Source organism: Microbacterium sp. NPDC076768 (genome assembly GCF_040687205.1).
GTDB lineage: Bacteria > Actinomycetota > Actinomycetes > Actinomycetales > Microbacteriaceae > Microbacterium.
On the sequence record NZ_JBFBMU010000002.1, the window covers coordinates 848,578 to 874,261 of the forward strand.

Below are 25,684 nucleotides of genomic sequence, written 5' to 3' on the forward strand. Positions count from 1 at the left end.
GCGCGCGACCCCCCACGGTCGGTCCGGCGCGCCTAACCCTCGTCGTTCTCGAGCTCTGCCTGAACCTCGGGGGTCAAGTCGAAGTTCGTGAACACGTTCTGCACGTCTTCGCTGTCTTCCAGAGCATCGATCAGTCGGAAGATCTTGCGGGCGGTATCTGCGTCGATCTCTACCTTGAGGTTGGGAACGAACTCCACGTCGGCCGATTCGTAATCGATGCCTGCTTCCTGAAGCGCCGTGCGCACGGCCACCAGGTCAGTTGCCTCCGTGACGATCTCGAAACCCTCAGCGTGCGGCTCGATCTCTTCTGCACCAGCCTCAAGGGCCGCCATCATCACGTCGTCTTCGGTAGTCCCCTCAGAACCGACCACGATGACGCCTTTGCGGCTGAAGTTATATGCGACGCTGCCAGGATCTGCCAGCGTTCCACCATTGCGGGTCAGTGCGGTGCGAACCTCCGCTGCTGCGCGATTCTTGTTGTCGGTCAGACACTCGATCATCAGCGCGACGCCGTTAGGTCCGTAGCCTTCGTACATGATCGAGAGGTACTCGACCGCTTCTCCGCCGATGCCCGCGCCGCGCTTCACTGCGCGGTCGATGTTGTCTTTCGGGACCGAAGTCTTCTTGGCCTTCTGAATCGCATCGAAGAGGGTCGGGTTTCCCGCAAGATCAGGTCCGCCGAGCTTGGCGGCGACCTCAATGTTTTTGATCAACTTGGCCCACGACTTCGCGCGCCTGGAGTCGATGATGGCCTTCTTGTGCTTCGTGGTTGCCCACTTGGAATGCCCGGACATATATCTCCGCTCGTCGTATCCGCCCGGAGCCGTGTCCAGGGCGTCGTCCATTCTATCGAAGCACGTCAGCGCGCTGAGCAGAAACTGCGCGGGAACACTATTGCCGCTGAACTCGTGCTTCTACGCGCCGCAGGAAGCGTTCGTGAAACCGCGTCTCCCCCGTAATCTCCGGATGAAAACTCAGTCCGAGGAGGTTTCCTTGCTCCACTGCCACCACGCGCCCGTCGGGTAGTGCCGCAAGCGCTGTCGCGTCGGCACCCACTGTTTCGACCACAGGACCTCGGATAAATGTCGCCGAAACCGAGGGTGGTCCGAATGCGGGCACGTGCAGCTCTGTCTCGAAGGACTCAACCTGGCGCCCGAAGGCATTGCGCCGGACGACGACATCGAGACCACCGAAAGTCTCCTGTCCTTCTATCGAATCCAGCACAGCGTCGGCCAGGAGGATGAGCCCTGCGCAGGTTCCGAGAACGGGCAGCCCGTGGGAGATGGCGTGGCGGATCGGCTCTTGCATCCCGAAGGTCCGCGACAGCTTGTCGATGACGCTCGATTCACCGCCAGGAATCACCAGGCCATCGACGCCCGTCAGTTCGTCGGGTCTGCGCACCAGTTGCACGTCAGCACCGAGCTGCGCGAGCAGGGCGGCGTGCTCACGCACGTCGCCCTGCAGCGCCAGGACGCCGACGCGCGGCCTACCAGCCACGCTCGGCGAGGCGGTGCGGGGCGGGGAGGTCGCTCACGTTGATGCCCACCATCGCCTCACCGAGACCGCGAGAAACCTCAGCGATCACCTTCGCATCGTCGAAGAAGGTGGTGGCTTTGACAATCGCCTTCGCGCGCTCCGCCGGATTGCCCGATTTGAAGATGCCGGACCCGACGAACACGCCGTCTGCACCGAGCTGCATCATCATGGCGGCATCTGCAGGGGTTGCCACGCCACCGGCGACGAACAACACGACGGGCAGTGTCCCCGTCTCTGCGATCTCTGCAACCAGCTCGTATGGCGCCTGAAGCTCTTTTGCCGCGACGAAAAGCTCGTCCTTCGGAAGTGCGGTGAGCGCCGCGATCTCGCCGCGGATCTTGCGGATGTGCTTCATCGCTTCCGAGACATCACCAGTGCCAGCCTCACCCTTGGACCGGATCATTGCTGCACCTTCGTTGATGCGCCGCAGTGCCTCACCCAGGTTGGTCGCGCCGCACACGAACGGGACAGAGAAGCCGTACTTGTCGATGTGGTTGACGTAATCGGCAGGCGAGAGCACTTCAGACTCATCGATGTAGTCGACACCGAGTTCCTGCAGAACTTGCGCCTCGACGAAGTGGCCGATTCGCGCCTTTGCCATCACGGGGATGGAGACCGCATCGATGATGCTGTCGATCATGTCTGGGTCGCTCATCCGAGAAACGCCGCCCTGCGCACGGATGTCTGCTGGCACGCGTTCCAGTGCCATCACCGCGACAGCGCCGGCATCTTCCGCGATCTTCGCCTGATCGGCCGTGACGACGTCCATAATCACGCCGCCTTTGAGCATCTCAGCGAGGCCGCGCTTTACGCGAGATGATCCGGTGGTCGACTGCTCTGTCATGGGGACTCCTATCGGATAGACCTAAGCTTGTTTTGATCTAGGCCAAACCTAGCACTGTCCGCAACGACCTAGAATCGGAGCAGACGACTATGAGCGACCAGATCACGGGAACAACCGCATCGGACATTGCCGACAGCGTGCGTTCTCTGCGCGACCGCGGAATTCTGGGCGCTGGAAGCCCCCTCCCACCGGTACGCGAGCTTGCGGCCACCCTCGGCGTGAACCGCAACACGGCCGTCGCGGCATACCGCCAGCTTGCACAAGCGGGGCTTGTAATCTCGCGAGGCCGTGCCGGCACCGTCATCGCCGGTCTTGAATCGGTAGCGCAGGAGGGCTATGCCGCCAACACGGTTCTCCGCGATATCGGCACAGGCAATCCGGATCCTCGCCGTATCCCTGACCCCGCGCCAGCGCTGATGAACATTGCCTCCAGACCAGTCCTGTACGGCGAACCGGTGATCGACCGCGACCTCAACAAGTGGGCCACCGAGTGGATGGCGAAGGACCTGCCAGACCGTGAGTTCCAGATCACGATCACAAGCGGGGCCGTTGACGCTGTCGAGCGGCTACTTGCTCAGGCGCTGATGCGCGACGATGCGGTGGCGCTGGAGGACCCCTGCTTCCTGGCAAGCATTCACACAGTGCGATTGAGCGGCTATCGCGCGGTCGCCGTGCCCGTCGATGCCGAGGGTATGACGGTTGACGGGCTACGCGCGGCGCTCGATAACGGAGTGCGCGCCATCATCTGCACACCGCGGGCGCAGAATCCGACGGGAGCGAGCCTTTCCGCACAACGTGCAACCGCTCTGCGAGCCGTGCTCGCCGACTACCCTTACGTGCTGATTATCGAAGACGACCACTTCTCGATGCTGTCGCAACAGCCATACGAGTCGCTGATCGCCCCAGCCCACCGCCGATTCGCGCTCATCCGCTCGGTTTCGAAGTTTCTCGGCCCGGACATGTGCCTCGCAGTGGCCGCAACAGATTCTGAGACCGCCGACCGGCTCGCGATGCGCCTGAGCCCAGGTACGACGTGGGTGAGCCACCTGTTGCAGCGTCTTGCGCTCACCCAGCTCACTGACGAAACCGTGATGGCCGAGGTCGCCGCTGCTGCCGCGCACTATGCCGAGCGCAATTCTCTGTTCGCTGCCCGGCTTCGAGCACACGGCATCCACGCAGACGCAGCGGATGGTTTGAGCCTATGGATCGAACTGCCCCCCACCGCACGCACAGTCGCAGAGCGACTGATGCGACGTGGGTGGCTTGCCCGCACCGGAGACGACTTCGCGCTCGATGAGCGTGCGGAGCCGTCGCATCACCTCCGTCTCACCGTGCATGATTTGACGGACGACGAAACCGACGCGCTGGTTGCAGACCTCGTCGCAGCCGCACGATGACCATTCGAAGCGGGGACCAGCCCGCCCTGAAGGAAAGAGCCGGAGAATGAAGATCCTCTCCATCCAGTCAGCCGTCGCTTACGGACACGTCGGCAACTCAGCCGCCGTCTTCCCGCTGCAGCGCATCGGCGTTGAAGTGCTGCCTGTGTACACCGTGACGTTCTCTAACCACACCGGTTACGGGGCATGGCGCGGGCCCCTGATCGCGCCGGATGACGTACGCGAAGTCATCACCGGCATCGAAGAACGGGGAGTGTTCGGGCAGATTGACGCGATACTCAGCGGTTATCAGGGAGGGGAAGGCATCGGCGACGTGATCATCGACGCCGTCGCGCGTGTCAAAGCCGCGAACCCGAACGCCGTGTACGCCTGCGACCCGGTGATGGGAAACGCAAAATCAGGGTGCTTTGTCGCCCCAGCCATCCCCGTCTTGCTGCGTGAACGAGTGGTACCCGTCGCCGACATCATCACCCCGAATCAGTTCGAACTTGGATTCCTCACCGACACAGAACCAGACACGTTGGAGTCGACGCTCGCCTCCGTAGACCTCGCGCATGCGATGGGGCCGCGCACGGTTCTCGTCACGAGTGTCGAACGTCCCGACCGCGAAGAGGGCACCATCGAGATGCTCGCCGCCGATGAGCATGGCGCCTGGGTTGTACAAACCCCGCATCTGCCGATGAAGGCCAACGGATCCGGCGATGTCACGGCGGCATTGTTCACGGCGCACTACGTCGAAACCGGCAGCGCAAAGGTCGCCCTGGAGCGCACAGCTTCCAGTGTCTACGACCTTCTCAAAGCGACCCTCGAATCCGGAGAACGGGAGCTGCAGCTCGTCGAAGCGCAGGAGTTCTACGCGAACCCACAGATGCAGTTCACTGCGCGCCAGGTTCGCTGACCTGTCGAGGTCGCTGAGCTTGTCGAAGGGCCGAAAAGCTCAGCGACCTACCAAACGAGGTCCCTGAGCCTGTCGAAGGGCCGGACGCTTCGACAAGCTCAGCGACCCACCAAACGAGGTCCCTGAGCCTGTCGAAGGGCCGACAAGCTCAGCGACCTACCAACCCAGGTCCCTGAGCCCGTCGAAGGGCACGACGCTTCGACAAGCTCAGCGACCCACCAACCCAGGTCCCTGAGCCTGTCGAGAAAGGCCGACAGGCTCAGCGACCCACCAAACGAGGTCCCTGAGCTTGTCGAAGGGCACGACGCTTCGACAAGCTCAGCGACCCACCAACCCAGGTCCCTGAGCCTGTCGAAGGGTCCGCGGTTAGCGCGGCCAGGCGGCGGAGATCGTCTCGCGCACCTCACCGAGGAGCTGCGGAAGTGCCTTCGTCTTCGCGATGATCGGGAAGAAGTTCGCGTCGGATGTCCACCGCGGAACCACATGCTGGTGCAGGTGTCCTTCGACGCCAGCTCCGGCCACCGCTCCTTGATTCATACCGAGGTTGAACCCGTCGCATCGCGAGACTTCACGCAGAACTCGCATAGCCGTTTGCGTGAGGGCACCGATCTCTGCGACCTCTTCTGGCGTCGCCATGTCGTAGGTGCTGATGTGCCGGTACGGGCACACCAGCAGGTGCCCAGAGTTGTATGGGAAGAGGTTTAGCAGCACATAAGCCGTCTCACCCCTGGCGACGATTAGCCGCTCGGCGTCCGGGTGTTGCGGCGCCTCACAGAAAGGACATTCCTCGCGTAGTGGTTCCGGCCCTGCCTGAATGTAGGCCATCCTGTGGGGCGTCCACAGTCGCTGGAACTCGTCAGGCACGCCTGCGAGCAGACCGGCGTCGTCGAGCTCAGTCATCAAACGCTCCGTCGCCGGAGAGACTGCTCACGCGAGGTCTCCCGCCTTCAGCACCAAAGCGTGAGAGGCAATAGCAGCGGTGATGCGAGAAACTGCGTCAGCTACAGGCACTCCGTTCTCCTGCGTGCCATCACGGAACCGGAACGAGACCGTCCCGGCCGCGCGGTCCTGCTCGCCGACGATGAGGATCACGGGCACCTTGGCAGTGGTGTGAGTCCGGATCTTCTTCTGCATACGGTCATCGGAGTGATCAACATCGGCACGCACACCGGCCGCACGCAGCTGGGAGATGACGTCGTCGAGGTAGTCGCCGAACTGCTCTGCCACTGGTACACCAACCACCTGGCTGGGTGCCAACCACAGGGGGAAGTCGCCGGCATAGTGCTCCAACAAAATGGCGAAGAACCGCTCGATGGAACCAAACAACGCACGGTGGATCATGATCGGGCGCTTCTTCTGCCCGTCTTTATCCATGTACTCGAGGTCAAAGCGCTCGGGCAGGTTCGGGTCAACCTGCACCGTCGACAGCTGCCAGACGCGTCCGATTGCGTCGCGCGTTTTCAGGTCGATTTTCGGACCGTAGAACGCGGCCTCTCCCGGCACCTCGGTGAGCTTGAGGCCGGAGGCGACAGCGACCCGACGCAGAGCTTCTGTGGACGACTCCCAGAATTCCTCTGAGCCGATCCACTTCGATTTCTCGTTGTCTTTCATGGAGAGCTCGAGTTCGAAATCGGTCAGACCGAAATCGCGCAGCATCGACAGGATGAACTCCAGCACCTTCGAGACTTCAGCCTCGAGCTGGTCTGGCGTGACGAACAGGTGGGAATCGTCTTGAGTGAACCCGCGCACTCGGGTCAGACCGTGCAAGGCTCCAGAAAGCTCGTTGCGGTACACAGTGCCGTTCTCTGCGAAGCGCAGCGGCAGGTCGCGGTAGCTCCTGGCGCGTTCCTTGTAGATCAGGATGTGCATCGGGCAGTTCATCGGCTTCAGGTAGTAATCCTGGCCGTGCTTGGTGATGTTGCCCTCGTCGTCGCGCTCCTCGTCCATCACGATCGGCGGGTACATGCCCTCCTTGTACGTGACGAGGTGGTTCGAGGTGAGGAAGAGGTCTTCCTTCGAGATATGCGGGGTGTAGACGTAGGTGTAGCCGCCCTCGATGTGGCGCTTGCGGGCGTGCTGTTCCATCTCGCCACGGATCACGCCGCCACGAGGGTGCCAGACGGAGAGCCCAGAACCGATCTCCTCCGGGAAGGAGAACAGGTCGAGCTCCTTGCCGAGGCGGCGGTGGTCGCGCTTCGCTGCCTCTTCCAACCGGTGCTGGTAGGCACGCAACTCGTCTTTGGTGGGCCAGGCCGTGCCGTAGATGCGCTGCAGCTGCGGATTCTTCTCGCTGCCGCGCCAGTATGCGGCGGCAATACGGGTGAGGTCCCAGCCGTTGCCAACCATGCGCGTGTTGGGCAGGTGAGGTCCGCGGCAGAGGTCTTTCCATACGACCTCGCCGTCACGGGTGGTGTTTTCGTAGATCGTGAGTTCCCCATCGCCGACCTCTACAGAGGCACCTTCAGCGGCTTCTTTGCCACCTTTGAGGCCGATGAGTTCGAGCTTGAACGGCTCATCAGCAAGCTCTGCGCGTGCCTCTTCGTCGGTCACAACTCGGCGCACGAAACGCTGACCCTCGCGCACGATGCGCTGCATCTCTTTCGAGATGGCCTTGATGTCTTCTGGGGTGAACGGAGTCTCGACCCCGAAGTCGTAGTAGAAACCGTCGGTGACTGGTGGTCCGATGCCGAGGTTCGCTTGCGGGTTGATGCGCTGCACCGCCTGCGCGAGCACATGCGCTGCAGAGTGACGGAGGATGTTGAGCCCGTCAACGCTGTCGATCGTGACCGCTTCGACTTCGTCGGTGTCTGTCACCGTCGTCGCAAGATCTTTAAGATCGCCGTTGACGCGCATGGCGACAACGTTTCGGTCAGTGAACAGGGCGAAGCCGTCATTCGGCCGGGCGTTTTCAGGCACAGAAACTCTCCATTTGGTCGTTACCCAGGTTACTCGCATGATGACGTTGCGCTGACCGCCGCACGCATACTTCCGCAGACGATGAAGGACATCTGTAACGTGGGCGAATGAGCAGAGTAGCCGCGCGTTGGATCCTTGCCCTTCTCCTCGGTGTCGCGGGGGTGGCGCACTTCGTCAGTACGCGCGGCTTTCGCGTGGTGGTCCCCGACTGGGCAACGCGATTTACCCGCATGGACAAAGACGCCATCGTCCTTACTTCGGGCGCTGTCGAGGTCTCCCTCGCCCTCGGTCTTGTTGCGCTTCCTCGTGAACGACGTCGGATCGGCTGGGCCACGGCCGTGTTCTTCGCGGCAGTATTTCCCGGCAACGTGCACCAGTGGCGCACTGGCCGCTCTGTTCCTGGACTGGACACGGATGCGCGCCGATTCGGGAGACTTTTCCTGCAACCGGTGCTCGTGGGGTGGGCGCTGTGGGCCACAGCGGGAGACCGCCCCTCCCGCCGGCACCGTGCATAAGAATGGAGCAATGGCCTCCCCCACGCTCCTCTGGTTTCGTGATGATCTGCGTCTAGCCGATAATCCTGCGCTCCGTGCGGCAGTAGACCGCGGAGAGCCGATCATCGCCGTCTTCGTCCTTGATGAGGACTCCCCCGGCATCCGTCCGTTCGGCGGCGCGGCACGTTGGTGGTTGCACCACTCGCTCGAGTCGCTGGGAGCGAGGCTCCGCGAGCACGGAGTCTCACTTGTCCTGAGGCGAGGACCAGCAGACCCCGTCATCCGTGACCTTGTGGCGGATACGAATGCGGGCGCGGTGTTTTGGAACCGCCGCTACGGAGGCGCAGCGCGTGCGGTCGACGCCGGGATCAAATCGGCACTGCGTGCCGAAGGGGTCGAGGTTGCCTCTTTCGCCGGATCGCTGTTGCACGAACCCTGGACCGTGACCACCGGTTCAGGCACGCACTACTCGGTGTTCACGCCGTTCTGGCGCAGTTGTCTTGCACTTCCCGCTCCGCGCGCCCCTCTTCCGGAACCGCGAGAGCTATCGGGTTTACAAAGTGCCGCCGCGAGCGATGCCCTCAATGATTGGTCTCTCCTGCCGACAGCACCTGATTGGGCTGCCGGACTCCGCGACACGTGGGAGCCGGGCGAGCCAGCTGCACGTCGCCGCCTGCACGAGTTTCTTCTCGACGATCTCCCTAGCTATGACCGCGCAAGGGACGAGCCGTCGGCGGGAGCAACCTCGTTCCTCTCCCCCCGGCTGCGATGGGGCGAACTCAGCCCGTTTACCGTGTGGGACAAGGCTGTCGATGTCGAGGGCGCTGGTGGTTTTCTCTCCGAGATCGGGTGGCGGGAATTCGCCTGGCACACGCTCTACCACTTTCCCGACCTTGCCACGAAAAACCTTCGCTCCGAGTTCGATGCTTTTCCGTGGCCGCCGCTTGACCCGTCGCATCTGGAGGCGTGGCAATACGGCAACACCGGAGTGCCTCTCGTTGATGCTGGAATGCGAGAGCTCTGGCACACAGGATTCATGCACAACCGAGTGCGGATGGTGACGGCTTCTTTTCTGATCAAGAACCTCATGATCGACTGGCGTCTCGGCGAAGAGTGGTTCTGGGACACGCTTGTCGATGCCGACGATGCCAGCAACCCGTTCAACTGGCAGTGGGTCGCAGGTTCCGGTGCAGATGCCGCCCCCTATTTCCGCGTCTTCAATCCTGAGCTTCAAGCGAAAAAGTTTGATCCGGCCAGGCTCTACATCTCGCAGTGGGCCGCTGACGCACCGACCGACCCCATCGTCGACCTCGGAGAAACCCGCAAGGCTGCGCTCAATGCATATGACGTCGTAAAGAGGAGCCCCCGTAAGTAGCGCTGCTGTTTACGACAGCAATACGCACGGCCTGGGACGACGGGACCACCGCGGCATCCGTGTCAGACTGGCAGGGTGAACGAATCGAGGAAGCCAGCCGTTGTTCGCGGCTTCGCTGCTTCTTCACTGGCGATTTTCGTGGCCCTCGCCGCTCACATCTCCGGCGGTGGGCAGATGCCTGGGCCGCTCGGGATCTTCGTGCCGTGGGTCTTCTCTTTCATGATCTGCGTGTTGCTGGCCGGGCGTTCTCTCTCACTGATACGCCTGAGTATCTCGGTCGCCGCAAGCCAGTTTCTCTTCCACGCGCTGTTCATCTTGGGAACTATTACCCCCTCAGGCGTTTCGGCGCCGCATGTGCATGGGGCGCCGATCGTTCTTCCCGCAGCGACGGGAATCTCTGAAGCTGCGGCAGCTGACGCGACCATGTCAGCGGCGCACGCTGTGGCGGCACTGCTGACCGTTGTGGCGTTGTATCGCGGCGAGCGTCTTGTCCTGGCCGCGCGCGACCTTGCCGTTCAGCTTGTTCGTTGGCTGCGACGTCGGGTCGATGACGCGGTCGTACTCCCAGCGGCAACCGCAACGCGGCTTCTCCGCGGCTTGTTCGATGTGCGCCGCCCCATCAGTTCGAACCTTCTAGCGACTCTGCGGGGCAGGGCGCCGCCACTCTTCGCTGCGATCTGATCCGCATCCACGGCGCTGTATCGCCGTGTGATGCGTCACGTTGCGCGCACCCACCGCGCGCACGTTCTGAACGCACACAGATACGTCGCGCCAGTGACGTCTGATGAGAGGCCACTTCTATGTCCCCTGTCCGCCGAATCGCGGCAGGGTTGACGTTGGCAGCGATCGCAACCCTGATGATCGCCACGCCAGCGTCTGCCCACGATCAATTGATGTCCAGCACACCCGTCGCCGATGAGCAGTTGGCGGCGGCACCGGAGAGCGTCTCCATGACTTTCTCCGGAGACCTCTTGGTGCTCGATGAGTCACTCACCGGGGCTGTTGTCCTGGTCGTGGACGCCTCAGGAAAAGACTGGGTTTCCGGAGAGGTTACGGTCGCCGGTCGCACAGTCACTGCACCGCTCGAAGCAGACATGCCTACCGCCGGCTACCAGGTGCGTTGGCAGGTTGTATCGGAAGACGGACACCCGATCGCTGGCGCTATCCCGTTCACGATTGGCGATGCCGAACCGATGGCAACCGAGTCCAGCGCGACGGATGAGACAGGCGCATCGTCAGCGGCGTCCTCAGAACAAACAGATCAGAACGCATCAACCGGCGGCATTCTTCGAGTGCTGCTCATTGGAGCCGGCGGAGCAGCGTTCGCTGTTTTCGTCTTCGTGCTCGTTCGATTCCTTCGCCGTCCACGGACGGCAGCCGCTGCGCCAAACGCTGGCGACTCCGCGGAAAATGACCTGTGAAAGGCACAGCTGTGAATACCTCTAAGACTCTTCCCCGCCTCGCGGCCGTAATCGCGGTTTCTTTGCTCGCACTTACCGGCTGCAGCAATGAAACGACACCAGCGGAACCAGAAGCAGTCGCAGCCAGCGACGTCGTGACAATCGAAGACGCCTGGGTCAAGTCCGCGGATGAGGGCATGTCAGCCACATTCGGCACCCTTGTGAACAGTGGAGACGAAGATGTCACGGTCGTCTCAATCACTTCAGAGGCCTCGGCCATGGTGGAGCCACACGAGACCGTAGAGAACGACGCAGGCGAGATGGTCATGCGCAAGATCGACGCCGGGTTCATCATTCCCGCGGGTGGCGAGCTTGAGCTAGCACCGGGGGCAAACCACATCATGATGATGGATCTCACCGGACCACTGACAGCCGGTAGCGAAGTCTCGCTCACCCTGACGTTCTCTGACGATTCCACCTACGAGTTCTCCGCGCCTGTGAAGGACTACGCCGGCGCTGAAGAGAACTACGAGGGCGGCGAGGAAGACATGGATATGGATATGGATCAGTAATGGCAGCGCCCACGGAGGGCGCCCGCTCCCGCCGTTCCGGATCGACCCGGCGTCAGTTCCTTTGGGGAGGAGCTGTCGCCGGTGTCGGTGCGGTTGCGGCTGTGGGGGTAGATCTCGCCCTAAACCGCTCAGATACCGAAGCCACACAGGCTTCAGCACCGATGAACGGCGATGAGACGGTGCCGTTCTACGGTGTCCATCAAGCCGGTGTCGATACGGCAGCTCAAGCCCACGGGACGTTCATTGGCCTGGACCTCGAACCGGAGGTTGATCGAGATGGTCTGCGCCGTCTGATGCGCATCCTGTCAGACGACGCCGCCAGGCTCACGCAGGGGGTTCCGGCGCTTGCGGACTCCGAACCCGAACTTGCGCTCTCACCAGCTCGCCTCACAATCACGTTCGGCTTCGGCCCTGGATTTGTATCGCGCGCAGCAGGGACTGCACCTGCCTGGCTCGCTCCCCTGCCAGCTTTCGGAGTAGACCAGTTGCGTCAAGAATTCTCCGACGGCGATCTCGTGCTGCAGATAGCAGGAGACGACCCGCTGACCGTCGCTCACGCTTCGCGCATGCTGTTGAAAGATGCACGTGGCTTCACGCGTGTGCGGTGGACACAGCAGGGTTTCCGCCGGGCGTACGGTACGGAGCGTCCTGGCACCACGATGCGCAATTTGTTCGGTCAGGTCGACGGTACAACCAACCCCGAGCCAGGCACCGAAGACTTCGACAAGGTGGTGTGGAGCGACGCGGGATGGATGGCCGGGGGCACTGGAATGGTCATCCGGCGCATTCGCATGGAACTCGACAAGTGGGACAAGCTCGACCGCGGCGGACGTGACGCCTCCATCGGTCGCACACTCAGCAACGGCGCTCCCCTCACGGGGACGGAAGAGTTCGATGAGCCAGATTTCGATGCCACATCTTCGATTGGGTTCCCTGTGATCCCCCAGTTCGCGCACATCCGGCGCGCACGCGGAGATGGCAAGGAGCGCATCTTCCGTCGTGGGTACAACTACGACGAGCGGCCAGCCGGTTCAGAAATCTCGGATTCGGGTCTGCTCTTCGTCTCGTTCCAAGCTGATGTGGACAAGCAGTTCACGCCGATGCAACGCCGACTCGACGAGCTTGATCTTCTCAACGAGTGGACGATTCCGATCGGCTCAGCCGTGTTCGCTGTTCCGCCGGGATGCGCCGAGGGCGGATTTATCGGAGAGACGCTTCTGTCCTGATCTGTCGTGATCTCCTGAGCGGCCTTGCGCGACCCGTCCCTGGGAGCGCAAGGTCGCTCCGCTATCCGATATTCCCCCGCCTGCCATGCACACCGTCGGGGAAAGACCAGGGCACTCGTCCGAGGGCCGCGAGCTCAAGATCCTCGACGCTCTTCCGCCGGCCTAGGCGGGCGGGTCCGCGAACGAGTTCCGTCTTGTAGCCCCCCAGTTCACCAAATCCGGATGCCTGGCGGCGGTTGGACCGGGGCGGCGAGGCAGGAACTAGCGGAACGGGAGGGCAGTGAGCGTTAGCGGTCCTGTTTCATGTTCTGCTCTGCCGTGTGCTTACGTAGCGCAGACAGTGTTGCGCTGCGGGTGGTTAGCCAAATGATGGTGACCCCGCCAACAAGTGAAGGGAACCAGATGGGCGCGGCAAACATGATGTCATCAAACATGTTGCACACTCTACTGAGGCGGTTGGACTGCTGTGCGGAGAGGTGTCGGTTTGTAGTTACGCCGCCCCCCTGTTCAGGCGGGTATCACGCTGATGCCGCTGCTGAGACCAAGTTGAAACCAAGTAGTTTCCGGGGCGCACTATTGCCGGATCGTATTGCCCAGATATTGCCCAGACTCCCGCGGACACGAAAAAGCCCCCGGGAAACCGGGGGCTTGTCTGTGCGCGATACTGGGATCGAACCAGTGACCTCTTCCGTGTCAGGGAAGCGCGCTACCGCTGCGCCAATCGCGCCCGTTAGGGCTATTAAGTTTTCCGCGAGGTGGCGACGGGATTCGAACCCGTGTAAACGGCTTTGCAGGCCGGTGCCTAGCCGCTCGGCCACGCCACCGTGTGGATTGACCCCACGTGCAGAAGACCTTCCGAAGAAGACCTGCTGCACTCGAGCGGATGACGAGACTCGAACTCGCGACCCCAACCTTGGCAAGGTTGTGCGCTACCAACTGCGCTACATCCGCATTTCGTTCCCGGTTGTCCCGGGCACTCATGAAACATTAGCCGAAGTTGAGCCCTCCTCCAAACCGAGATCGAATCTCGCGCGTGTCTCACAGAGTTGTCAGATCGGCCACTACGCGTCCGGTAGTATCGGTTGACGTACCCCGCGGGTATGGGCGATTGGCGCAGTTGGTAGCGCGCTTCCTTCACACGGAAGAGGTCATCGGTTCGAGTCCGGTATCGCCCACCACCCGGAGAGGCCTTCTGCCCCTTGACAGGAGGCCTTTTCGCTGCCGTCATCCCGCCGCCTCGCTCTCATCGTCGCGCACCCCCGGCGCACCCCCGCCGCCGTTCAGCAGCGCCAACGCCGCCAAATCAGCGCGTGATCCCTGGTAGTGGACGTAGTTCCTCGACGTGACCGACACATCAGCGTGCCCCATGTACTTCGAGAGCGTCGCGAGGTCAACGCCCTTCGCGATAGCGAGTGTGGCGAAGGTGTGCCGCAGGTCGTAGATGCGTCTGTTGTCGCTCGCCACCGTGTAGCCCGACGAGCGCAGGAAGGCCGAGCGCCACAGCTGGCCCCCGTTTTCTCCGGTCAGCAGCAGATCGTCACGACCCTTGCCGAGGATCAGACGCTTGACGATGGTGTGTGCCCGATCCGTCAGCGGAACCGTGCGAGCCGTGCGCCCCTTCGTCGGTGACGCTTCCTGCCCCTCCGACCGTGAGCGGGCCACGCGCAGCGACGGGATCGGTAGCTCGATGAGGTCGCGCCGCCGAAGCTCTCTCGCCTCACCCCACCGCAGGCCCGTTTCGGCAAAGAACACCACGACGTCGGCCAGGTGCTCCGACCGTTCCCGCACCTTCGCGACGGTCACCGCAAGCTCAGACTCCGAGAATGGGCACATCTCGGCAGGAGGATCGACCACGGACGGCAGCCGTGCGCCACGAACCGGGTTATCCTGCCTCCGCCCGACAGCGACGCACGCCGCAAAGAACGAGGACAACGAGGTGCGGTAACGCTTGATCGACGCATCTGACAGGTCACGATCCCGCAGACCGACCAGCCACCGCTCAATATCCACCGAAAGAATCGAGGCGACCGAGCGCGCGCCCAGCGCAGAACTCATCAGCCGAATCAGTTGCGCATCCGTCGTCGCCGCCTGAGGCGTAACCGTCTTTCGCCGATACTCGATCCACTCCGGCAACAGGTCGCGCACCAGTGCCTTCCCCGCGCGAACATCGACACCGCCGTCAGCCGCTGCCTCCAACCGTTCCGCCCAGGCCAGCGCATCCTTGCGCCTGTCGAAAGTGCGCGTGCCTAGGAGAACGCGACCCCGCTTCGCAACGCCTCGGAACCGTCCGGCCTCGTTTTTCCTGACGAATGCCATCAGGCGACCCGAGCTAACGCCAGCAACGCCTGGCGCGGGTAAACCCGGCGGTGCCCAACGTAAACCGGCTGCACCGGCAGCTTGCCTTGCTGAGCAAGCCGCGTCAGCGTCGAGGGATGCACGCCGAGATGCCGCGCGAGTTCTCGCTCGCTGATGAAGAGGCGTCCTTCATCCGCTGTGTCGTCACTCATCGTCGGTTCCCTTCTCATGGCTGACGCACTCGAACAGTTGGCCACGCGGCCCATGCCCGACCGGGCGTTGAGGCTCGACCTCATTCCCGCACACGACCCAGCGCCGACTTCTCGAACTTCGACAACGACGCTTGATCCGCGCGATCCGGGCATTGAGGCCGTCAATGCTCATCGTCGTCACCACCGCGCACGGGTGCCGGGAACCGGCGCGCAATCTCAGCGATGTCCTCGTCAGACACCCATGACGCCCGGAACTGCACGATGTCGCCGGTATCCCCGTCGATCACGTACCCCATGCTAGGTGTCGAGGTTGGGATGCGGTCGCAGTGAGCGCCGGCCTCGTACGCAGCCGACCCGAGCGCGAGCACAGCGTCATCCTTCGTGCGAAACCGCAGCGCGACGGTAGCCGTGAACAGATCACGCGACGCCAGCGACTCCTTCCGAGGGTCCTGCATCGCAGCCAAGGTGGCCCCCGCAGCGGCTCGTGCGACGCTAAGCCACCTTTTGAACGACGCGTCGAGCGCGTTCTTCGACTTCGCATCCGGCGCGAGATAAGACAGCGAAGCCGCCTCATCGACCAACAGGAGTTCGAGAGGCTGCTCCGTCGTCGGGACGTGCTTTCGCAGCCCGTTCTCACGCATGTACGCGAGCCGGTCATCCAGCCGCCGTGCGAGACCTTCGATCATCGCCGCCGCCTCGTCATAGGTGTACGCGACATCGTGGAACAGCGCACGGCCTGCCGTGAGCTCGACGCCCCCTTTCAGATCGACGCCATGCACGCGCACGATTCCCGCGTGGATGCTCGGAGCGAGCTGCCCGAGCACGCTCCAGATCACCGACCCTTTTGCCCGATCCTGACGCGCCGACCAGGAGCGTCTGCCGTCCGAAGATCGGGAGCGAGAACGGGCCTTCCGAAGTCACTCCGACACGTACCGGCGCCGCAGGATCAGAAAGCGGAACCATGCGGAACGGAATCGTGCCCTGATCCGCCAGCGCGTCACGCGAACGCATCTGAATCCGCACCGTCGATGCCGACGCCGCCGAACACTCGACCGGGAACCCCAGCGCCGCACTTACCTTCTCGTCGTCGTAGTCACTCGGCACCGACCCCGGCACCACCTGGAACAGCGCAGCAGGCCCATGCGGTCGTAGCTCGACCCGCGCCAGCCCTGGGAACGTGCGCACCTTGTCGCCGTTGCGGGTCGTGCTGTCACGGGTGATACCCGCAGTGACAGCCCAATCGGGATTGAGTCGCCGCAGACGACCCAGCGCCGACTTCTCGAACTTCGACAACGACGCTCGATCCGCACCGCTCAACCGAGGTTGGAACAGCCGCGCCAGGAGCCAATTACGCCCGAGCACACGATGACGCAGCGCAGGAACCGCGACAACGAGAACCACATCGATGATGAGCACCGCCCACAAGATGCGCCCGAGCAGCGCGACGGACTCCATACCCGACGGTGCGCCGAACAGCCCGAAGCCGAGCAGCAGCACAGCCATCAGCGCGACGACAGCGAACGCAATGAACCTGTTCAACGTTCTTCCTCCTCCGGAACATGCACCCTCAGCCGATCGACCGCGGGCGCTTCGTAGTCGTAGTGCCACTCGCCGGTCTTTGTGTTCTGAGGGACGGGAAACATGAACACGTCGAACTCGTGCTCGCCCGACGTGAGTCCGGTCAGCAGCACTCGGAGGCCGTCAAGCGTGCCAACTCGGTCACCCTCGCGACTATCGAGCCGTTCGAGCACCAAAAGCTCACACGCCCCCGAAGCTGTCTCTACGTCACCAACGACCGAAACCGCGCAGACTTCGCTACCGAACGCGTACGGCTCCACCGACCGCACCCGCACCTCAACACCCGACCAAAACACCGGCAGATAGACCGTGGCTTTCGCGCCTTCATTCGACGCCGCGTCAGACTCCACCGACAACACCGAGAAGCCGTACTTGTCCGGCGCCATCGGTGACGCAACCGCTGCGGGAACCTGCCCCTTGTGTGGCGCGCACCCGGCGATGACGCCTCCCGCAAGAAGCATCACCGCCAGGAACGCGGACCCGATAGCGAACCGCCGCATCACGCGCCGCCCTTGCTGTCGGGCAGCAGCGAGGCGGACACCGTCAACGCGAGGTTGTAGGCATCTTCCGGTCGTACCGTCAGCGTCGCCCTTGCCGGATCAAGCTTCACCGGCTTGAGCACCCCGAGCGGTGCAGCACTGTCGATCACCAGCGCCACCTCTTCGGCAGCGTCCGCCGTGTACCGGATGAGCGCCTTGTGACGGAAGACCGGGCGACCCGCCGCATCACGACGCTGATTGTCGGTGCGTTTGCCGTCGACGTACTCGAACACGGGGCGACCCTCGTCACCGTTTAGGCCTAGTACCTCAGTTCCCGCAGTGAGCGGGAAGCTCATCGTCGATGCCATTAGCGGAACCCCCAAACACGAACCGCGACAAGATCGAAGTCCTTGCGCGCACGTCCAGACCGGTAGTGACCGCCCTCGCTGAAGCACGGCAGACCCCGAGCCTCCGCCATCGCATCGAAGACACGCGCCCAGTTCACGACCCGCTGGAACTCCGCGAAGCTCTTCAAGCTCACCTGACGGGGGTGATCCGCCTTCGCGTATGCGCGCGCCTCAACCTCCGCCTTCGCCGCCAGCAGTGCGGGCAGCGTCGCAAACTGACGCACCCGCTCCGCCTCGGTAACTCTCTTCTTGCCCATCCTCTTTCCTTCTCTCTGTGTCAAAGGTCAGCACACAGTAGACTGCCAAACACCCGTAGCGACGTATCATCCGTACTACTAATACGTCACTACGACAGTAACATCAACCAGGGAGAAGTCAAGTCATGTCGCACTATTGGAACGCCAGCACCGAGGCGGTTGCCGCTTTCGAAGCCACGACGCGCCCCGCGCTCATTGAACGGGCGCGCACCACAAGCGAAGGTCTAGACGGCACAAGCCGCGCTGACCCTGAGCGGTTCCTTCTGCTCACGCAAGAGTCGGAGCGGGTTGCCCGTGCAGCAACCGTGATTGCAGCCGCGCAGCTACTGAGCAACGGCCACAGCGCAAGGTCAATCGTGCGCATGCTCGGTTCGACTGGCAGTGCGTCGAACTGGGCGAGCGATCGTCTATACCGTCAGCTTGCTCCGCTAGCCGACAAGCTCACCGAAGCACGAGCAGCCGGGCAACCTCGACTTGCCGAGGTGAGCCTAGACGTTCCGCTCAATCGCACCGAGGTTCGCACCTACGTCTTCCATGACGTTCCTACCGGCCTCTGATCCGTTGTTGTGCGGAGCAGAGATATTCAGGATCAAGGGCGGCTTCGCCGCGAAGCGAGGGTGAAGCGACCCTCCCGCTTCGCTCCGGGCCGCTTCACCCTCGCTTCGTGTCACACACTGCCCGATAGTCTTGCGACAAGAAACAAGGAGCTAGCCAGTGCATGAAGAACCAACTACGAAACTACGCGAGAAGAGCCCCGCGGCAGGCTGGCGAATTGCACGTCTAATTATCGCGGCAGCGCTGTTAGTTGCGTATGCACTGGCAGCACTCTCTTTCTACAAGGAGTGCTCGACCAAGAACACCGAAGGGGCGGCGCTCGTAACTACATGCCAGCCACCGACCGTTACAAGTGCGACCGTGTTGGTTCTGCTACTTCTCGTGGTGCTCCTGCTCTGGCCGGACATTTCAGAGGTCACAGTCCTCGGCGTGTCCCTCACGCGCAAAGTCGCCGCCGCTGAAGCGGACGCGAAGAAGGCTAGGGACGACGTCACCTCACTTCAGACCTCGTTCCAACTCCAGCAGGTGCGAATCGATGGAATTGTAGAGGCGACCGCTTCCGCATCAGCGAACATAACCATGCATAACAACTGGGGAGCCGAACCACAGTGGTCCAAAGACAGATCGGCACAACTGGAAGATATTGCGAACAAGCTCAGCAGTCAGAACACACCGGGCGAGGCAGAGGCCCCCTCTTCCAACCAGTCAGCATCAACTTCTGACCTGAAACTAGAACTGCTGAGCCAATACGAGGCATTCGCTACAAAAATGGGCTACAACTACGATCGACGACGTCTTCGCGCCAGCGAAGATCCAGCGGTCAAACGCTGGGCCCATGCACAACGGGAGTTCTTCGAGGAGAACCGAGATGCCGTGCAGTCAGTTCGCGCACTACGGAATGGCATCGCGCACGCCCAACCAGTTGAGCGACAAGATGTGGTCGAGGGACTTCAAGTTCTCTCACGATTGCGTCCGATGCTTGAAAAACACTACGCAAGTTTTGACGTACGGGTGCCGTACGAAGTTGAACACGATTCCTTTTTCTAAAGGCGCATGGAGCCTGGCCTGATGTCATCGACTTCTCGGTCTGTCACGCCCTGCTGAGCTACCCACTGCTGCCGCAGCATCTCTTCGCGATGCTTTGCCATCTCAGCCCTGTACTCGCGTACCAGCCTGCTCGCGTAGAGGTCAGCGCCGCTCATACCTTCCGGCTCTTCGTGGGTCGCCTCGTCATCACCTCCTCGCATGGCATCGGCGTAAACCCGTCGAGCCTCCCGAAGGCCCGTCCGCGTCGTGGCGCTCATCGACCACTGCTTGGACTGCGATAGCACCCGCTCACTGCCGACCAGATCAGAATGGATCGGGTGCCGACACTCAGCGCCCCCGTCTTGCCGGTCGCACTCCGCCGAGCAGCGGTAGTCATACGCCGCGTACATCAGCAGCCGATCCGCCGCGCGCGATACCTGCCCCGTCGCATGGTTCACGTCCTTGACAGCGTAGGAAGTCATCTTCACGAGATAGCGCGCGGTTCGAGCAGCATCGTCCGGGTTCTCGGCAGGGTCGAGCAGCTGCACATCGGACTGCCGCCCCCACCGGATGACCTCGCCCGTCCACGCCGCCGTGTACGACTCAGCAGCGACGGCCAGCAACTCGTGAGCGAGAATCGAGCCGCGTTCGAACCGCACCAAGACATGCTTGTGCATCGTTCCCCGCTTCTGAGCCTCCGTCACCGCGAAGTATTGGAACTCCTTGCCGAACGCGCGCCGCCAACGTGTCGTCGTGTTGTTCCACAGTCGCCCCAATGACTGATTGAACAGCAGCGCCCCGTCGTAGTCGTAGCGCCACGGCTCGATGGGTTCCCCGGCCTCTTCCGCGCCGAACTCGTGAACCACGCCGCACGCGCACTTCTCCCGCTTGTCGCGCAGCCGATGCGGAACACGATGCACCTTCCCGAACGACGGCGCTGTGAGCGTGACGAGCGCCCAGACGTAGCCCGTCAGTGGTTGGCCGTCGGCGTCGAAGATCCCGCTACGGCAGATCGCCGCCCAATCGCCCTGAAAGAGCTTCGAGCACGCGGGGCACTTCGAGGCTAACCGGCCATTGCAGCGCACCCACACCGAGCCGTCGCCGTTCACGTCATACGGGTTCGCGCACACCGATTCCAGGTACGCCTCAGCAGCCGCGAGCCTGATTCCTTCATCAGACCCCGGCGCAGTCCGGGAGGTCATCGAGCGCGCACCCCCGGCGCACCCCCACCATGCGAACGACTACCTACAGCCGCAACCGATGCAACGAAATCATCGCGTGGAACCCGCTGCAATACGGGTTCCGAGTCCTTCACACGGAAGAGGTCATCGGTTCGAGTCCGGTATCGCCCACCAAAATCTTCTCGTCACCCCATTGCACGCATCGGGTGTAAGCCGCGCGCTGCGTAGTCATCGAGAACGTCCTGCCAAGGCATGACATCGTGCTCCTCAGCCCAGCGCATATAGTCCGCGGCCAGCAACGCAACTACTTCTGGGCGATCGATCGCGAGGTCTACCGACTCGGTGCGATCAACGGAAAGGTCGTAGAGTTCCCACTCTCCGCCCCACTCGCGCACGAGCTTGAGAGCGCCCCGGCGAAGTGCAGCATTGCCAACGTGCTCCCAATAGAGAGTTCGATCCCCAATGTCAGCATCAGGATCACGCCAAGCTGGCAACAGGTTGCACCCGTCTACTCCGCCTCCCGCTGCCCCTGCAGGGAGAGCACCAGATTCCGGGAGCGCGTCGACCGCCGCGAGGATTGTCGGCACGACATCAGTGATGTGACCAAGGCTACGGTTAATACCCCCTCCCCCCGCTAGCCCGCCGTTGGGCCAAGAAGCGATGAAAGGAGTGGATATCCCACCTTCATGAACCCAGCGTTTCCACTTGCGAAAAGGGGTATTTGAAACGGTCGCCCACTCTTCACCGTAGCTCTGGTAAGTATCTTCTGCCCCCGGCAAGATCGCTGGGTCGTTCCCGAAGCGCACGACGCTCCCGGCGCGCGTCGCTCTCGGCGCCACATCCTCAGCGAAGTAGTTCATTCCGACAGGTAGATCCTCCGAGCATCCGCCATTGTCGGAGAAGAACAGCACGATTGTGTCGTCTTCAGAGTCTGTGGCGGAGACGGCCTCGAGGATTTGCCCCACCCCGCGATCAAGACTCTCGACCTGAGCGGCGTACACCGCCATCCTCTCGGTTTGCCAGAGCGCGTTTTTCTCGTCCCATTCAGGCAGTGGTTGCCCAGGCGGAAGCTCATCCATCTCAGGCAGGAGCCCGCTGACTTTCAGTCGCCTCAACCGCTCGAGACGCGCAGCATCCCACCCACCGGCGAAACGTTCACGGTATTTCTGGATATCTTCCTCCGCTGCATGCAGCGGCCAGTGGGGAGCCGTGTAGGTCATGAAGAGGAAGTACGGATGGTCCGTCGCGCCGTGGCGTCGAACAAAGTCGACGCCGCTCGCAGTGATGTCATCGGTCAGGAAGAAATCGTCATCGAGCTGGTCATCTGCGACGCGCTCCTCGCCCTGCATCAACGGTGGTCGGTAATAGCTCGTTGCTCCGGGGAGTATCCCCCGAAACTCGTCGAATCCTCTCCGTGTCGGCCAGGTTTCACTCGGTGTCTTCGTTTCGCTCGCAAGATGCCACTTGCCGAAAATTCCTGTCGCGTATCCACGGTCTTTCAGACGCTCGGCAAGGGTTGGCACCTCCGCACTGAGCGATCCGGCGTAGCCGTTGGGTCGATTGTCAGTTGTCAGCACGCCGATGCCCACAGAGTGAGGATTGCGTCCTGTGAGCATCGCGGCGCGCGACGGACTGCATCGAGGCGTGACGTAGAACGAGCTCATCCTCGTTCCCTGATCCGCGAGTTTTTGCAAGGCCGGGGTGTCGATCTCACCACCAAAGGGTGCGATGTCGGAGAAGCCGAGGTCGTCGGCCATGATGATGATCACATTGGGGCGAGGCATTGTCTTCGATCCTTTTCGGCAGAAATAGTAGTGTCAGCGCGCTGCGCGAACGTTGGCGACGTATTGCTGCACAAGGGCGAAGATCGTCTCGTCATGCGGCCCCCAATCCGGTCGCGGCGTGTCCGGTCCGACGTACGGCTCGTCGCCGAAACGGCGCTGATACTGCGCGAGCTTCTGTTCAAGCTGGGCTTTCACCTCGACATAGCCAGGATCATCAGCGACGTTGTGCATCTCTGCGGGATCCGCGACAAGGTCGTACAACTCCCACTCGGGCTCGAATATTTGCTCCGAAGCTCCAGGCACGCCCAGGCCGGCGCCGTAGTAGTAGATGAGCTTGTGTTCAGCCGTGCGAACCCCGTAGTGCGCTGGCGCACTGTGAATGGGGTCGTCATGCTCCCAGTACCGGTAATACACCGCATCCGGCCAATCAGGAACCTCCTCGCCGCGCAGTAGTGCGCGAAAGCTTCGGCCCTGTGAAGTTGGCAGCGCAGATGCGGCGTCGATGCCGCAGATGTCGAGGAACGTGGCAGCGAAATCGACATTGGTGACGATTGCATCGCATTGAGTGCCCGCCTCGATTTCGGCCGGCCAACGAATCAACATCGGCATTTGCAACGACTCATCGAACATCAGCCGCTTGTCGAACCAGCCGTGATCGCCCAGGAAGAAGCCCTGGTCCGAGGTGTAGACGATCACCGTGTTGTCACTCAGCCCGCTCTCGTCGAGATAGTCGAGCAGTCGTCCGACGTTGTCGTCGATTGACTGGATGCACTGCAGATAGTCCCGCATATAGATCTGGTACTTCCAACTCATCCGCGCGTGACGGTTCTCCTCCCCACGCAGATGATCGGGCATCGCAATTTTGAGGTCGTCAGCCCCCATGTCATCGGCGATCGTCATGCGTACGCCGCGCACGGCCTTACTCCGTGTAGCGCTGTCGTCGAAGAAGGACTCTGGTTCAGGGATGGCTCCATCTGCGTAGAGGTGGGAGTGCTTTTCGTCTGGAACCCAGGGCCGATGTGGCGCCTTGTGATGCACCATCAGACAGAACGGTTCATCGTCGCCAAGGGACGACATCCAATCAATCGCGAGATCGGTCGTTACGTCGGTCGCGTACCCGCTCATCGTCCGTTCGCCGTGTGCGTCGATCATCGGGGGGTCGACGTACTCTCCCTGTCCAGGGAAGATCGTCCACGCATCGAATCCACGTGGAAGGGCGGAACCGTGTTCCCCCAGGTGCCACTTTCCGAACATCGCCGTCTTGTATCCGGAGTCGTGCAACACATCAACAAATGTCGGGACACGGTAGTCCATCTCCGTCCAGATCGATGAGACACCGTTCACGTGGCTGTAGGTGCCAGTGAGAATCGACGCACGAGACGGGCTACAGATGGAGTTTGTGCAGAAAACTGCGTCCATCCGAGTGCCTTCGCGAGCGATCTTGTCGAGGTTCGGGGTCTGATTAACTCGGCTCCCGTACGCCGAGATTGCATGCGCGGCGTGGTCGTCGGCCATGACGAAAACAATGTTGGGTCGCGACATCTGTGTCGCACCTCCTCCGGAATTGAGTGCTTGCAAACCTACTAAACATTCATTAAGTTAGCCACCACTGCCTGCTATCTCAACGACGAGGAAAGTGAGAAACGATGCTGCACACCAGACGGCGCCAGAGCACACTTGCTGCTGTGGCCGGAATCGCGGCCTTCACAATCGCCCTGGCCGGATGCCAGTCCGCTGTGGACCGCGACACGACCGGTTCTGCGGAACCAATCGAAGGCGGAACGCTCTCGGTGGCGCAGAGCGGTGACATGCAACCGCGAAATCTAATGGCCGCTCGTGCAGGTAACGCCACCTGGGCTTCAAACGTCTTTGAAACGCTGACAACGTACGACGACAACACCGAACCGCAGCCAATGCTCGCGACCGACTGGACCCTCGCCGACGACGGAATGTCGATGCAGATCACACTGCGTGACGACGTCACGTTCCACAGTGGCAAGGCAATGACCGCCGACGACGTGAAGTTCTCGATCGAAACCTCAGCTGACCCTAGCTATAACGCTCAGGTCGGGTACATCGCTCGCAGCTTCACAGCCGTCACAGTATCGAGCCCGACTGAGCTGACAATCGAGTTTTCTGCGCCGACCGCCAACATCTTCGACTTCTTCGAGCAGACCTACATTGTCGACAGTGAGACGATCGCCGGCCTCGCTGACGGTTCCGAAGTTGTCGGAACCGGTCCTTTCACCTTCGAGAGTTGGTCTCCTGGATCGGAAGCGAAGCTCGCGCGGTTCGATGGCTATTGGGGAGAGAAGCCGTACCTCGATGCAATCGACATTGCGATCATCACAGACAGCACAGCCATGCTCAACGCCGTGCGCAGTAACCGCACGCAGGTCTCCTCTGGGATGAACGCCGTGGACGTCCAGACGCTGTCATCGAACAGTGCATACACGATCATCAATAGCGCCAGTGCCGCCTACCCGTTTGGTGTGGACACCACGGTCGCCCCTTTTGACAACAAGGCTGCCCGCCAGGCCGTTCAATACGCGATCGACCGCGAACGTATCGCGGATCAGATTTTCGGCGACGCCGGGCAGGTCACCAACCTCTTCTGGGACGCGAGCACGCCCGACTATCCCGCAGACCTGGAGAACTTCTATACGTATGACACAGACAAAGCGAAGGCATTGCTCGCCGAGGCTGGTGCTGCCGGCTCCGACGTGGAGATCACCGTCATCGGATTACCATCGAACACCGGCGTGGCAGAGATTATCCGAAACAACCTCGAAGAGGTCGGCCTCAATCCCGTCATCACCGTGCAGGATCCTCAGACCTGGGATCAAAACCAGGTCGCCGGGGAGCTAGGGCAGTCTTTCCTTCCGCTCCACGGGCTCAATGGATTCGGCCCGTCGACGTTGCTGAACGTGCTTCCTTCGCTGCGCGAAGGCAATCCCTCGAAGTTCTGGCCTGCTGAGTACGTCGAGCTCCGCGACGCTCTCGCCACCGCATCTGACGCTGAGAACGCCGACGCGCTGTACACGCTTACCGAGTACATCCTCGATGAGGCCTTTACAGGCGTGATCGTTCAGTCCGCAGGGCAGATCGTGGAGTCGAGTGAAGTGCAAGAAATGGACTACACCTCACGAGGCTATCTCCAGGCCGGCGCGGCATTCATCGAAGAGTGATCCTGAGGTCCTCCTCGATTAAGCGGAGGAGGACCTCGTAACTGAGGAGTTGTCATGAGATCTT

The 25,684-nt window shown here is 61.9% G+C and carries 26 protein-coding genes and 4 tRNA genes; 12 read left to right on the forward strand and 18 right to left on the reverse strand.

Going from position 1 to position 25,684, the window contains the following annotated elements; translation table 11 throughout:
* Window positions 1-32: 32 nt before the first annotated feature.
* The 3 genes from AB0O87_RS10480 to pdxS all read right to left on the reverse strand — a co-directional run bounded on the left by AB0O87_RS10480 (window position 33) and on the right by pdxS (window position 2,380).
* Window positions 33-794, reverse strand: a complete 762-nt coding sequence (locus tag AB0O87_RS10480; protein ID WP_363515192.1) for a YebC/PmpR family DNA-binding transcriptional regulator — start codon at window positions 792-794, stop codon at window positions 33-35.
* Between the two features lie 97 nt (window positions 795-891).
* Complete coding sequence (pdxT, locus tag AB0O87_RS10485) at window positions 892-1,497, reverse strand: pyridoxal 5'-phosphate synthase glutaminase subunit PdxT (RefSeq protein ID WP_363515195.1); 606 nt, start codon at window positions 1,495-1,497, stop codon at window positions 892-894.
* Window positions 1,487-2,380: a pyridoxal 5'-phosphate synthase lyase subunit PdxS gene (gene pdxS / locus AB0O87_RS10490; protein WP_363515198.1), complete on the reverse strand. Its 894-nt coding sequence runs from the start codon at window positions 2,378-2,380 to the stop codon at window positions 1,487-1,489. Before pdxS ends, pdxT begins: the two co-directional genes overlap by 11 nt.
* Before the next feature lie 89 nt (window positions 2,381-2,469).
* On the opposite strand from pdxS, the gene AB0O87_RS10495 reads away from it, so the two are divergent.
* On the forward strand, window positions 2,470-3,777 hold the full coding sequence (locus AB0O87_RS10495) for an aminotransferase class I/II-fold pyridoxal phosphate-dependent enzyme (RefSeq protein ID WP_363515201.1): 1,308 nt from the start codon (window positions 2,470-2,472) through the stop codon (window positions 3,775-3,777).
* 46 nt (window positions 3,778-3,823) lie between these two features.
* On the forward strand, window positions 3,824-4,675 hold the full coding sequence (pdxY, locus tag AB0O87_RS10500) for a pyridoxal kinase PdxY (RefSeq protein WP_363515204.1): 852 nt from the start codon (window positions 3,824-3,826) through the stop codon (window positions 4,673-4,675).
* Between the two features lie 366 nt (window positions 4,676-5,041).
* Here the strand turns inward: pdxY and AB0O87_RS10505 are convergent, their stop codons facing one another.
* A complete protein-coding gene (locus tag AB0O87_RS10505; RefSeq protein ID WP_363515207.1) occupies window positions 5,042-5,575 on the reverse strand; it encodes an HIT domain-containing protein in 534 nt (177 codons plus the stop codon).
* Window positions 5,576-5,602: 27 nt separating this feature from the next.
* Window positions 5,603-7,528: a threonine--tRNA ligase gene (gene thrS, locus AB0O87_RS10510; RefSeq protein ID WP_363516207.1), complete on the reverse strand. Its 1,926-nt coding sequence runs from the start codon at window positions 7,526-7,528 to the stop codon at window positions 5,603-5,605.
* A 170-nt stretch (window positions 7,529-7,698) separates the two neighbouring features.
* Between thrS and AB0O87_RS10515 the strand changes: the two genes are divergently transcribed.
* From AB0O87_RS10515 to AB0O87_RS10540, 6 genes are all read left to right on the forward strand, one after another.
* Window positions 7,699-8,106, forward strand: coding sequence for a hypothetical protein (locus AB0O87_RS10515; RefSeq protein ID WP_363515210.1), 408 nt, complete (start codon window positions 7,699-7,701; stop codon window positions 8,104-8,106).
* Between the two features lie 10 nt (window positions 8,107-8,116).
* A complete protein-coding gene (locus tag AB0O87_RS10520; protein WP_363515213.1) occupies window positions 8,117-9,460 on the forward strand; it encodes a deoxyribodipyrimidine photo-lyase in 1,344 nt (447 codons plus the stop codon).
* A 75-nt stretch (window positions 9,461-9,535) separates the two neighbouring features.
* Complete coding sequence (locus tag AB0O87_RS10525) at window positions 9,536-10,141, forward strand: hypothetical protein (RefSeq protein WP_363515215.1); 606 nt, start codon at window positions 9,536-9,538, stop codon at window positions 10,139-10,141.
* A 119-nt stretch (window positions 10,142-10,260) separates the two neighbouring features.
* Window positions 10,261-10,881 carry a copper resistance CopC family protein gene (locus AB0O87_RS10530; protein WP_363515218.1) on the forward strand — a complete coding sequence of 207 codons (621 nt, stop codon included), beginning with the start codon at window positions 10,261-10,263 and terminating at the stop codon, window positions 10,879-10,881.
* A complete protein-coding gene (locus AB0O87_RS10535; RefSeq protein ID WP_363515221.1) occupies window positions 10,878-11,432 on the forward strand; it encodes a copper chaperone PCu(A)C in 555 nt (184 codons plus the stop codon). Before AB0O87_RS10530 ends, AB0O87_RS10535 begins: the two co-directional genes overlap by 4 nt.
* A complete protein-coding gene (locus AB0O87_RS10540) occupies window positions 11,432-12,658 on the forward strand; it encodes a Dyp-type peroxidase (protein WP_363515224.1) in 1,227 nt (408 codons plus the stop codon). Before AB0O87_RS10535 ends, AB0O87_RS10540 begins: the two co-directional genes overlap by 1 nt.
* A gap of 287 nt (window positions 12,659-12,945) precedes the next feature.
* On the opposite strand, the gene AB0O87_RS10545 is transcribed toward AB0O87_RS10540, so the two are convergent.
* The 4 genes from AB0O87_RS10545 to AB0O87_RS10560 form a co-directional block, all read right to left on the reverse strand.
* Window positions 12,946-13,092 (reverse strand): hypothetical protein, encoded by a 147-nt coding sequence (locus AB0O87_RS10545; protein WP_363515227.1) that lies wholly within the window; start codon window positions 13,090-13,092, stop codon window positions 12,946-12,948.
* A 221-nt stretch (window positions 13,093-13,313) separates the two neighbouring features.
* Window positions 13,314-13,385: transfer RNA gene (locus tag AB0O87_RS10550), tRNA-Val, on the reverse strand.
* Window positions 13,386-13,411: 26 nt separating this feature from the next.
* Window positions 13,412-13,482, reverse strand: a tRNA-Cys gene (locus AB0O87_RS10555).
* 54 nt (window positions 13,483-13,536) lie between these two features.
* Window positions 13,537-13,609: transfer RNA gene (locus AB0O87_RS10560), tRNA-Gly, on the reverse strand.
* Window positions 13,610-13,760: 151 nt separating this feature from the next.
* Between AB0O87_RS10560 and AB0O87_RS10565 the strand changes: the two genes are divergently transcribed.
* Window positions 13,761-13,836: transfer RNA gene (locus AB0O87_RS10565), tRNA-Val, on the forward strand.
* A gap of 46 nt (window positions 13,837-13,882) precedes the next feature.
* Here the strand turns inward: AB0O87_RS10565 and AB0O87_RS10570 are convergent.
* The 6 genes from AB0O87_RS10570 to AB0O87_RS10595 all read right to left on the reverse strand — a co-directional run bounded on the left by AB0O87_RS10570 (window position 13,883) and on the right by AB0O87_RS10595 (window position 17,886).
* Complete coding sequence (locus tag AB0O87_RS10570; RefSeq protein ID WP_363515230.1) at window positions 13,883-14,974, reverse strand: site-specific integrase; 1,092 nt, start codon at window positions 14,972-14,974, stop codon at window positions 13,883-13,885.
* On the reverse strand, window positions 14,974-15,165 hold the full coding sequence (locus AB0O87_RS10575; protein WP_363515233.1) for a helix-turn-helix domain-containing protein: 192 nt from the start codon (window positions 15,163-15,165) through the stop codon (window positions 14,974-14,976). Before AB0O87_RS10575 ends, AB0O87_RS10570 begins: the two co-directional genes overlap by 1 nt.
* A 699-nt stretch (window positions 15,166-15,864) precedes the next feature.
* On the reverse strand, window positions 15,865-16,704 hold the full coding sequence (locus AB0O87_RS10580) for a hypothetical protein (RefSeq protein ID WP_363515236.1): 840 nt from the start codon (window positions 16,702-16,704) through the stop codon (window positions 15,865-15,867).
* Window positions 16,701-17,246 (reverse strand): hypothetical protein, encoded by a 546-nt coding sequence (locus AB0O87_RS10585; protein WP_363515239.1) that lies wholly within the window; start codon window positions 17,244-17,246, stop codon window positions 16,701-16,703. Before AB0O87_RS10585 ends, AB0O87_RS10580 begins: the two co-directional genes overlap by 4 nt.
* Entirely contained in the window at window positions 17,243-17,515 is a 273-nt protein-coding gene (locus tag AB0O87_RS10590; protein ID WP_363515242.1) for a hypothetical protein, read from the reverse strand. The genes AB0O87_RS10585 and AB0O87_RS10590 overlap by 4 nt, the downstream gene beginning before the upstream one ends.
* A gap of 74 nt (window positions 17,516-17,589) precedes the next feature.
* Window positions 17,590-17,886, reverse strand: coding sequence for a hypothetical protein (locus AB0O87_RS10595; RefSeq protein ID WP_363515244.1), 297 nt, complete (start codon window positions 17,884-17,886; stop codon window positions 17,590-17,592).
* A gap of 125 nt (window positions 17,887-18,011) precedes the next feature.
* Here AB0O87_RS10595 and AB0O87_RS10600 point away from each other — a divergent pair, with 125 nt between their 5' ends.
* Both AB0O87_RS10600 and AB0O87_RS10605 read left to right on the forward strand, forming a co-directional pair.
* A complete protein-coding gene (locus AB0O87_RS10600; RefSeq protein WP_363515247.1) occupies window positions 18,012-18,443 on the forward strand; it encodes a hypothetical protein in 432 nt (143 codons plus the stop codon).
* A gap of 157 nt (window positions 18,444-18,600) precedes the next feature.
* Window positions 18,601-19,488 carry a hypothetical protein gene (locus tag AB0O87_RS10605; protein ID WP_363515250.1) on the forward strand — a complete coding sequence of 296 codons (888 nt, stop codon included), beginning with the start codon at window positions 18,601-18,603 and terminating at the stop codon, window positions 19,486-19,488.
* On the opposite strand, the gene AB0O87_RS10610 is transcribed toward AB0O87_RS10605, so the two are convergent.
* From AB0O87_RS10610 to AB0O87_RS10620, 3 genes are all read right to left on the reverse strand, one after another.
* Window positions 19,485-20,669, reverse strand: a complete 1,185-nt coding sequence (locus tag AB0O87_RS10610; RefSeq protein ID WP_363515253.1) for a replication initiator — start codon at window positions 20,667-20,669, stop codon at window positions 19,485-19,487. The two genes, AB0O87_RS10605 and AB0O87_RS10610, sit on opposite strands and share 4 nt — an antisense overlap.
* 164 nt (window positions 20,670-20,833) lie before the next feature.
* Window positions 20,834-22,432, reverse strand: coding sequence for a sulfatase-like hydrolase/transferase (locus tag AB0O87_RS10615; RefSeq protein ID WP_363515256.1), 1,599 nt, complete (start codon window positions 22,430-22,432; stop codon window positions 20,834-20,836).
* 33 nt (window positions 22,433-22,465) lie between these two features.
* Window positions 22,466-23,974 carry a sulfatase gene (locus AB0O87_RS10620; RefSeq protein ID WP_363515259.1) on the reverse strand — a complete coding sequence of 503 codons (1,509 nt, stop codon included), beginning with the start codon at window positions 23,972-23,974 and terminating at the stop codon, window positions 22,466-22,468.
* Window positions 23,975-24,078: 104 nt separating this feature from the next.
* Between AB0O87_RS10620 and AB0O87_RS10625 the strand changes: the two genes are divergently transcribed.
* Window positions 24,079-25,620 (forward strand): ABC transporter substrate-binding protein, encoded by a 1,542-nt coding sequence (locus tag AB0O87_RS10625; RefSeq protein WP_363515262.1) that lies wholly within the window; start codon window positions 24,079-24,081, stop codon window positions 25,618-25,620.
* Window positions 25,621-25,684 lie beyond the last annotated feature (64 nt).

What these genes read in the sequence shown, in the direction of transcription:
- AB0O87_RS10480 (WP_363515192.1), bottom strand. Translation starts at nt 794, where the DNA reads ATGTCCGGGCATTCCAAGTGGGCAACCACGAAGCACAAGAAGGCCATC.
- pdxS (WP_363515198.1), bottom strand. Translation starts at nt 2,380, where the DNA reads ATGACAGAGCAGTCGACCACCGGATCATCTCGCGTAAAGCGCGGCCTC.
- AB0O87_RS10495 (WP_363515201.1), top strand. Translation starts at nt 2,470, where the DNA reads ATGAGCGACCAGATCACGGGAACAACCGCATCGGACATTGCCGACAGC.
- pdxY (WP_363515204.1), top strand. Translation starts at nt 3,824, where the DNA reads ATGAAGATCCTCTCCATCCAGTCAGCCGTCGCTTACGGACACGTCGGC.
- AB0O87_RS10505 (WP_363515207.1), bottom strand. Translation starts at nt 5,575, where the DNA reads ATGACTGAGCTCGACGACGCCGGTCTGCTCGCAGGCGTGCCTGACGAG.
- thrS (WP_363516207.1), bottom strand. Translation starts at nt 7,528, where the DNA reads ATGCGCGTCAACGGCGATCTTAAAGATCTTGCGACGACGGTGACAGAC.
- AB0O87_RS10515 (WP_363515210.1), top strand. Translation starts at nt 7,699, where the DNA reads ATGAGCAGAGTAGCCGCGCGTTGGATCCTTGCCCTTCTCCTCGGTGTC.
- AB0O87_RS10520 (WP_363515213.1), top strand. Translation starts at nt 8,117, where the DNA reads ATGGCCTCCCCCACGCTCCTCTGGTTTCGTGATGATCTGCGTCTAGCC.
- AB0O87_RS10530 (WP_363515218.1), top strand. Translation starts at nt 10,261, where the DNA reads ATGTCCCCTGTCCGCCGAATCGCGGCAGGGTTGACGTTGGCAGCGATC.
- AB0O87_RS10540 (WP_363515224.1), top strand. Translation starts at nt 11,432, where the DNA reads ATGGCAGCGCCCACGGAGGGCGCCCGCTCCCGCCGTTCCGGATCGACC.
- AB0O87_RS10545 (WP_363515227.1), bottom strand. Translation starts at nt 13,092, where the DNA reads ATGTTTGATGACATCATGTTTGCCGCGCCCATCTGGTTCCCTTCACTT.
- AB0O87_RS10570 (WP_363515230.1), bottom strand. Translation starts at nt 14,974, where the DNA reads ATGGCATTCGTCAGGAAAAACGAGGCCGGACGGTTCCGAGGCGTTGCG.
- AB0O87_RS10575 (WP_363515233.1), bottom strand. Translation starts at nt 15,165, where the DNA reads ATGAGTGACGACACAGCGGATGAAGGACGCCTCTTCATCAGCGAGCGA.
- AB0O87_RS10595 (WP_363515244.1), bottom strand. Translation starts at nt 17,886, where the DNA reads ATGGGCAAGAAGAGAGTTACCGAGGCGGAGCGGGTGCGTCAGTTTGCG.
- AB0O87_RS10600 (WP_363515247.1), top strand. Translation starts at nt 18,012, where the DNA reads ATGTCGCACTATTGGAACGCCAGCACCGAGGCGGTTGCCGCTTTCGAA.
- AB0O87_RS10610 (WP_363515253.1), bottom strand. Translation starts at nt 20,669, where the DNA reads ATGACCTCCCGGACTGCGCCGGGGTCTGATGAAGGAATCAGGCTCGCG.
- AB0O87_RS10615 (WP_363515256.1), bottom strand. Translation starts at nt 22,432, where the DNA reads ATGCCTCGCCCCAATGTGATCATCATCATGGCCGACGACCTCGGCTTC.
- AB0O87_RS10620 (WP_363515259.1), bottom strand. Translation starts at nt 23,974, where the DNA reads ATGTCGCGACCCAACATTGTTTTCGTCATGGCCGACGACCACGCCGCG.
- AB0O87_RS10625 (WP_363515262.1), top strand. Translation starts at nt 24,079, where the DNA reads ATGCTGCACACCAGACGGCGCCAGAGCACACTTGCTGCTGTGGCCGGA.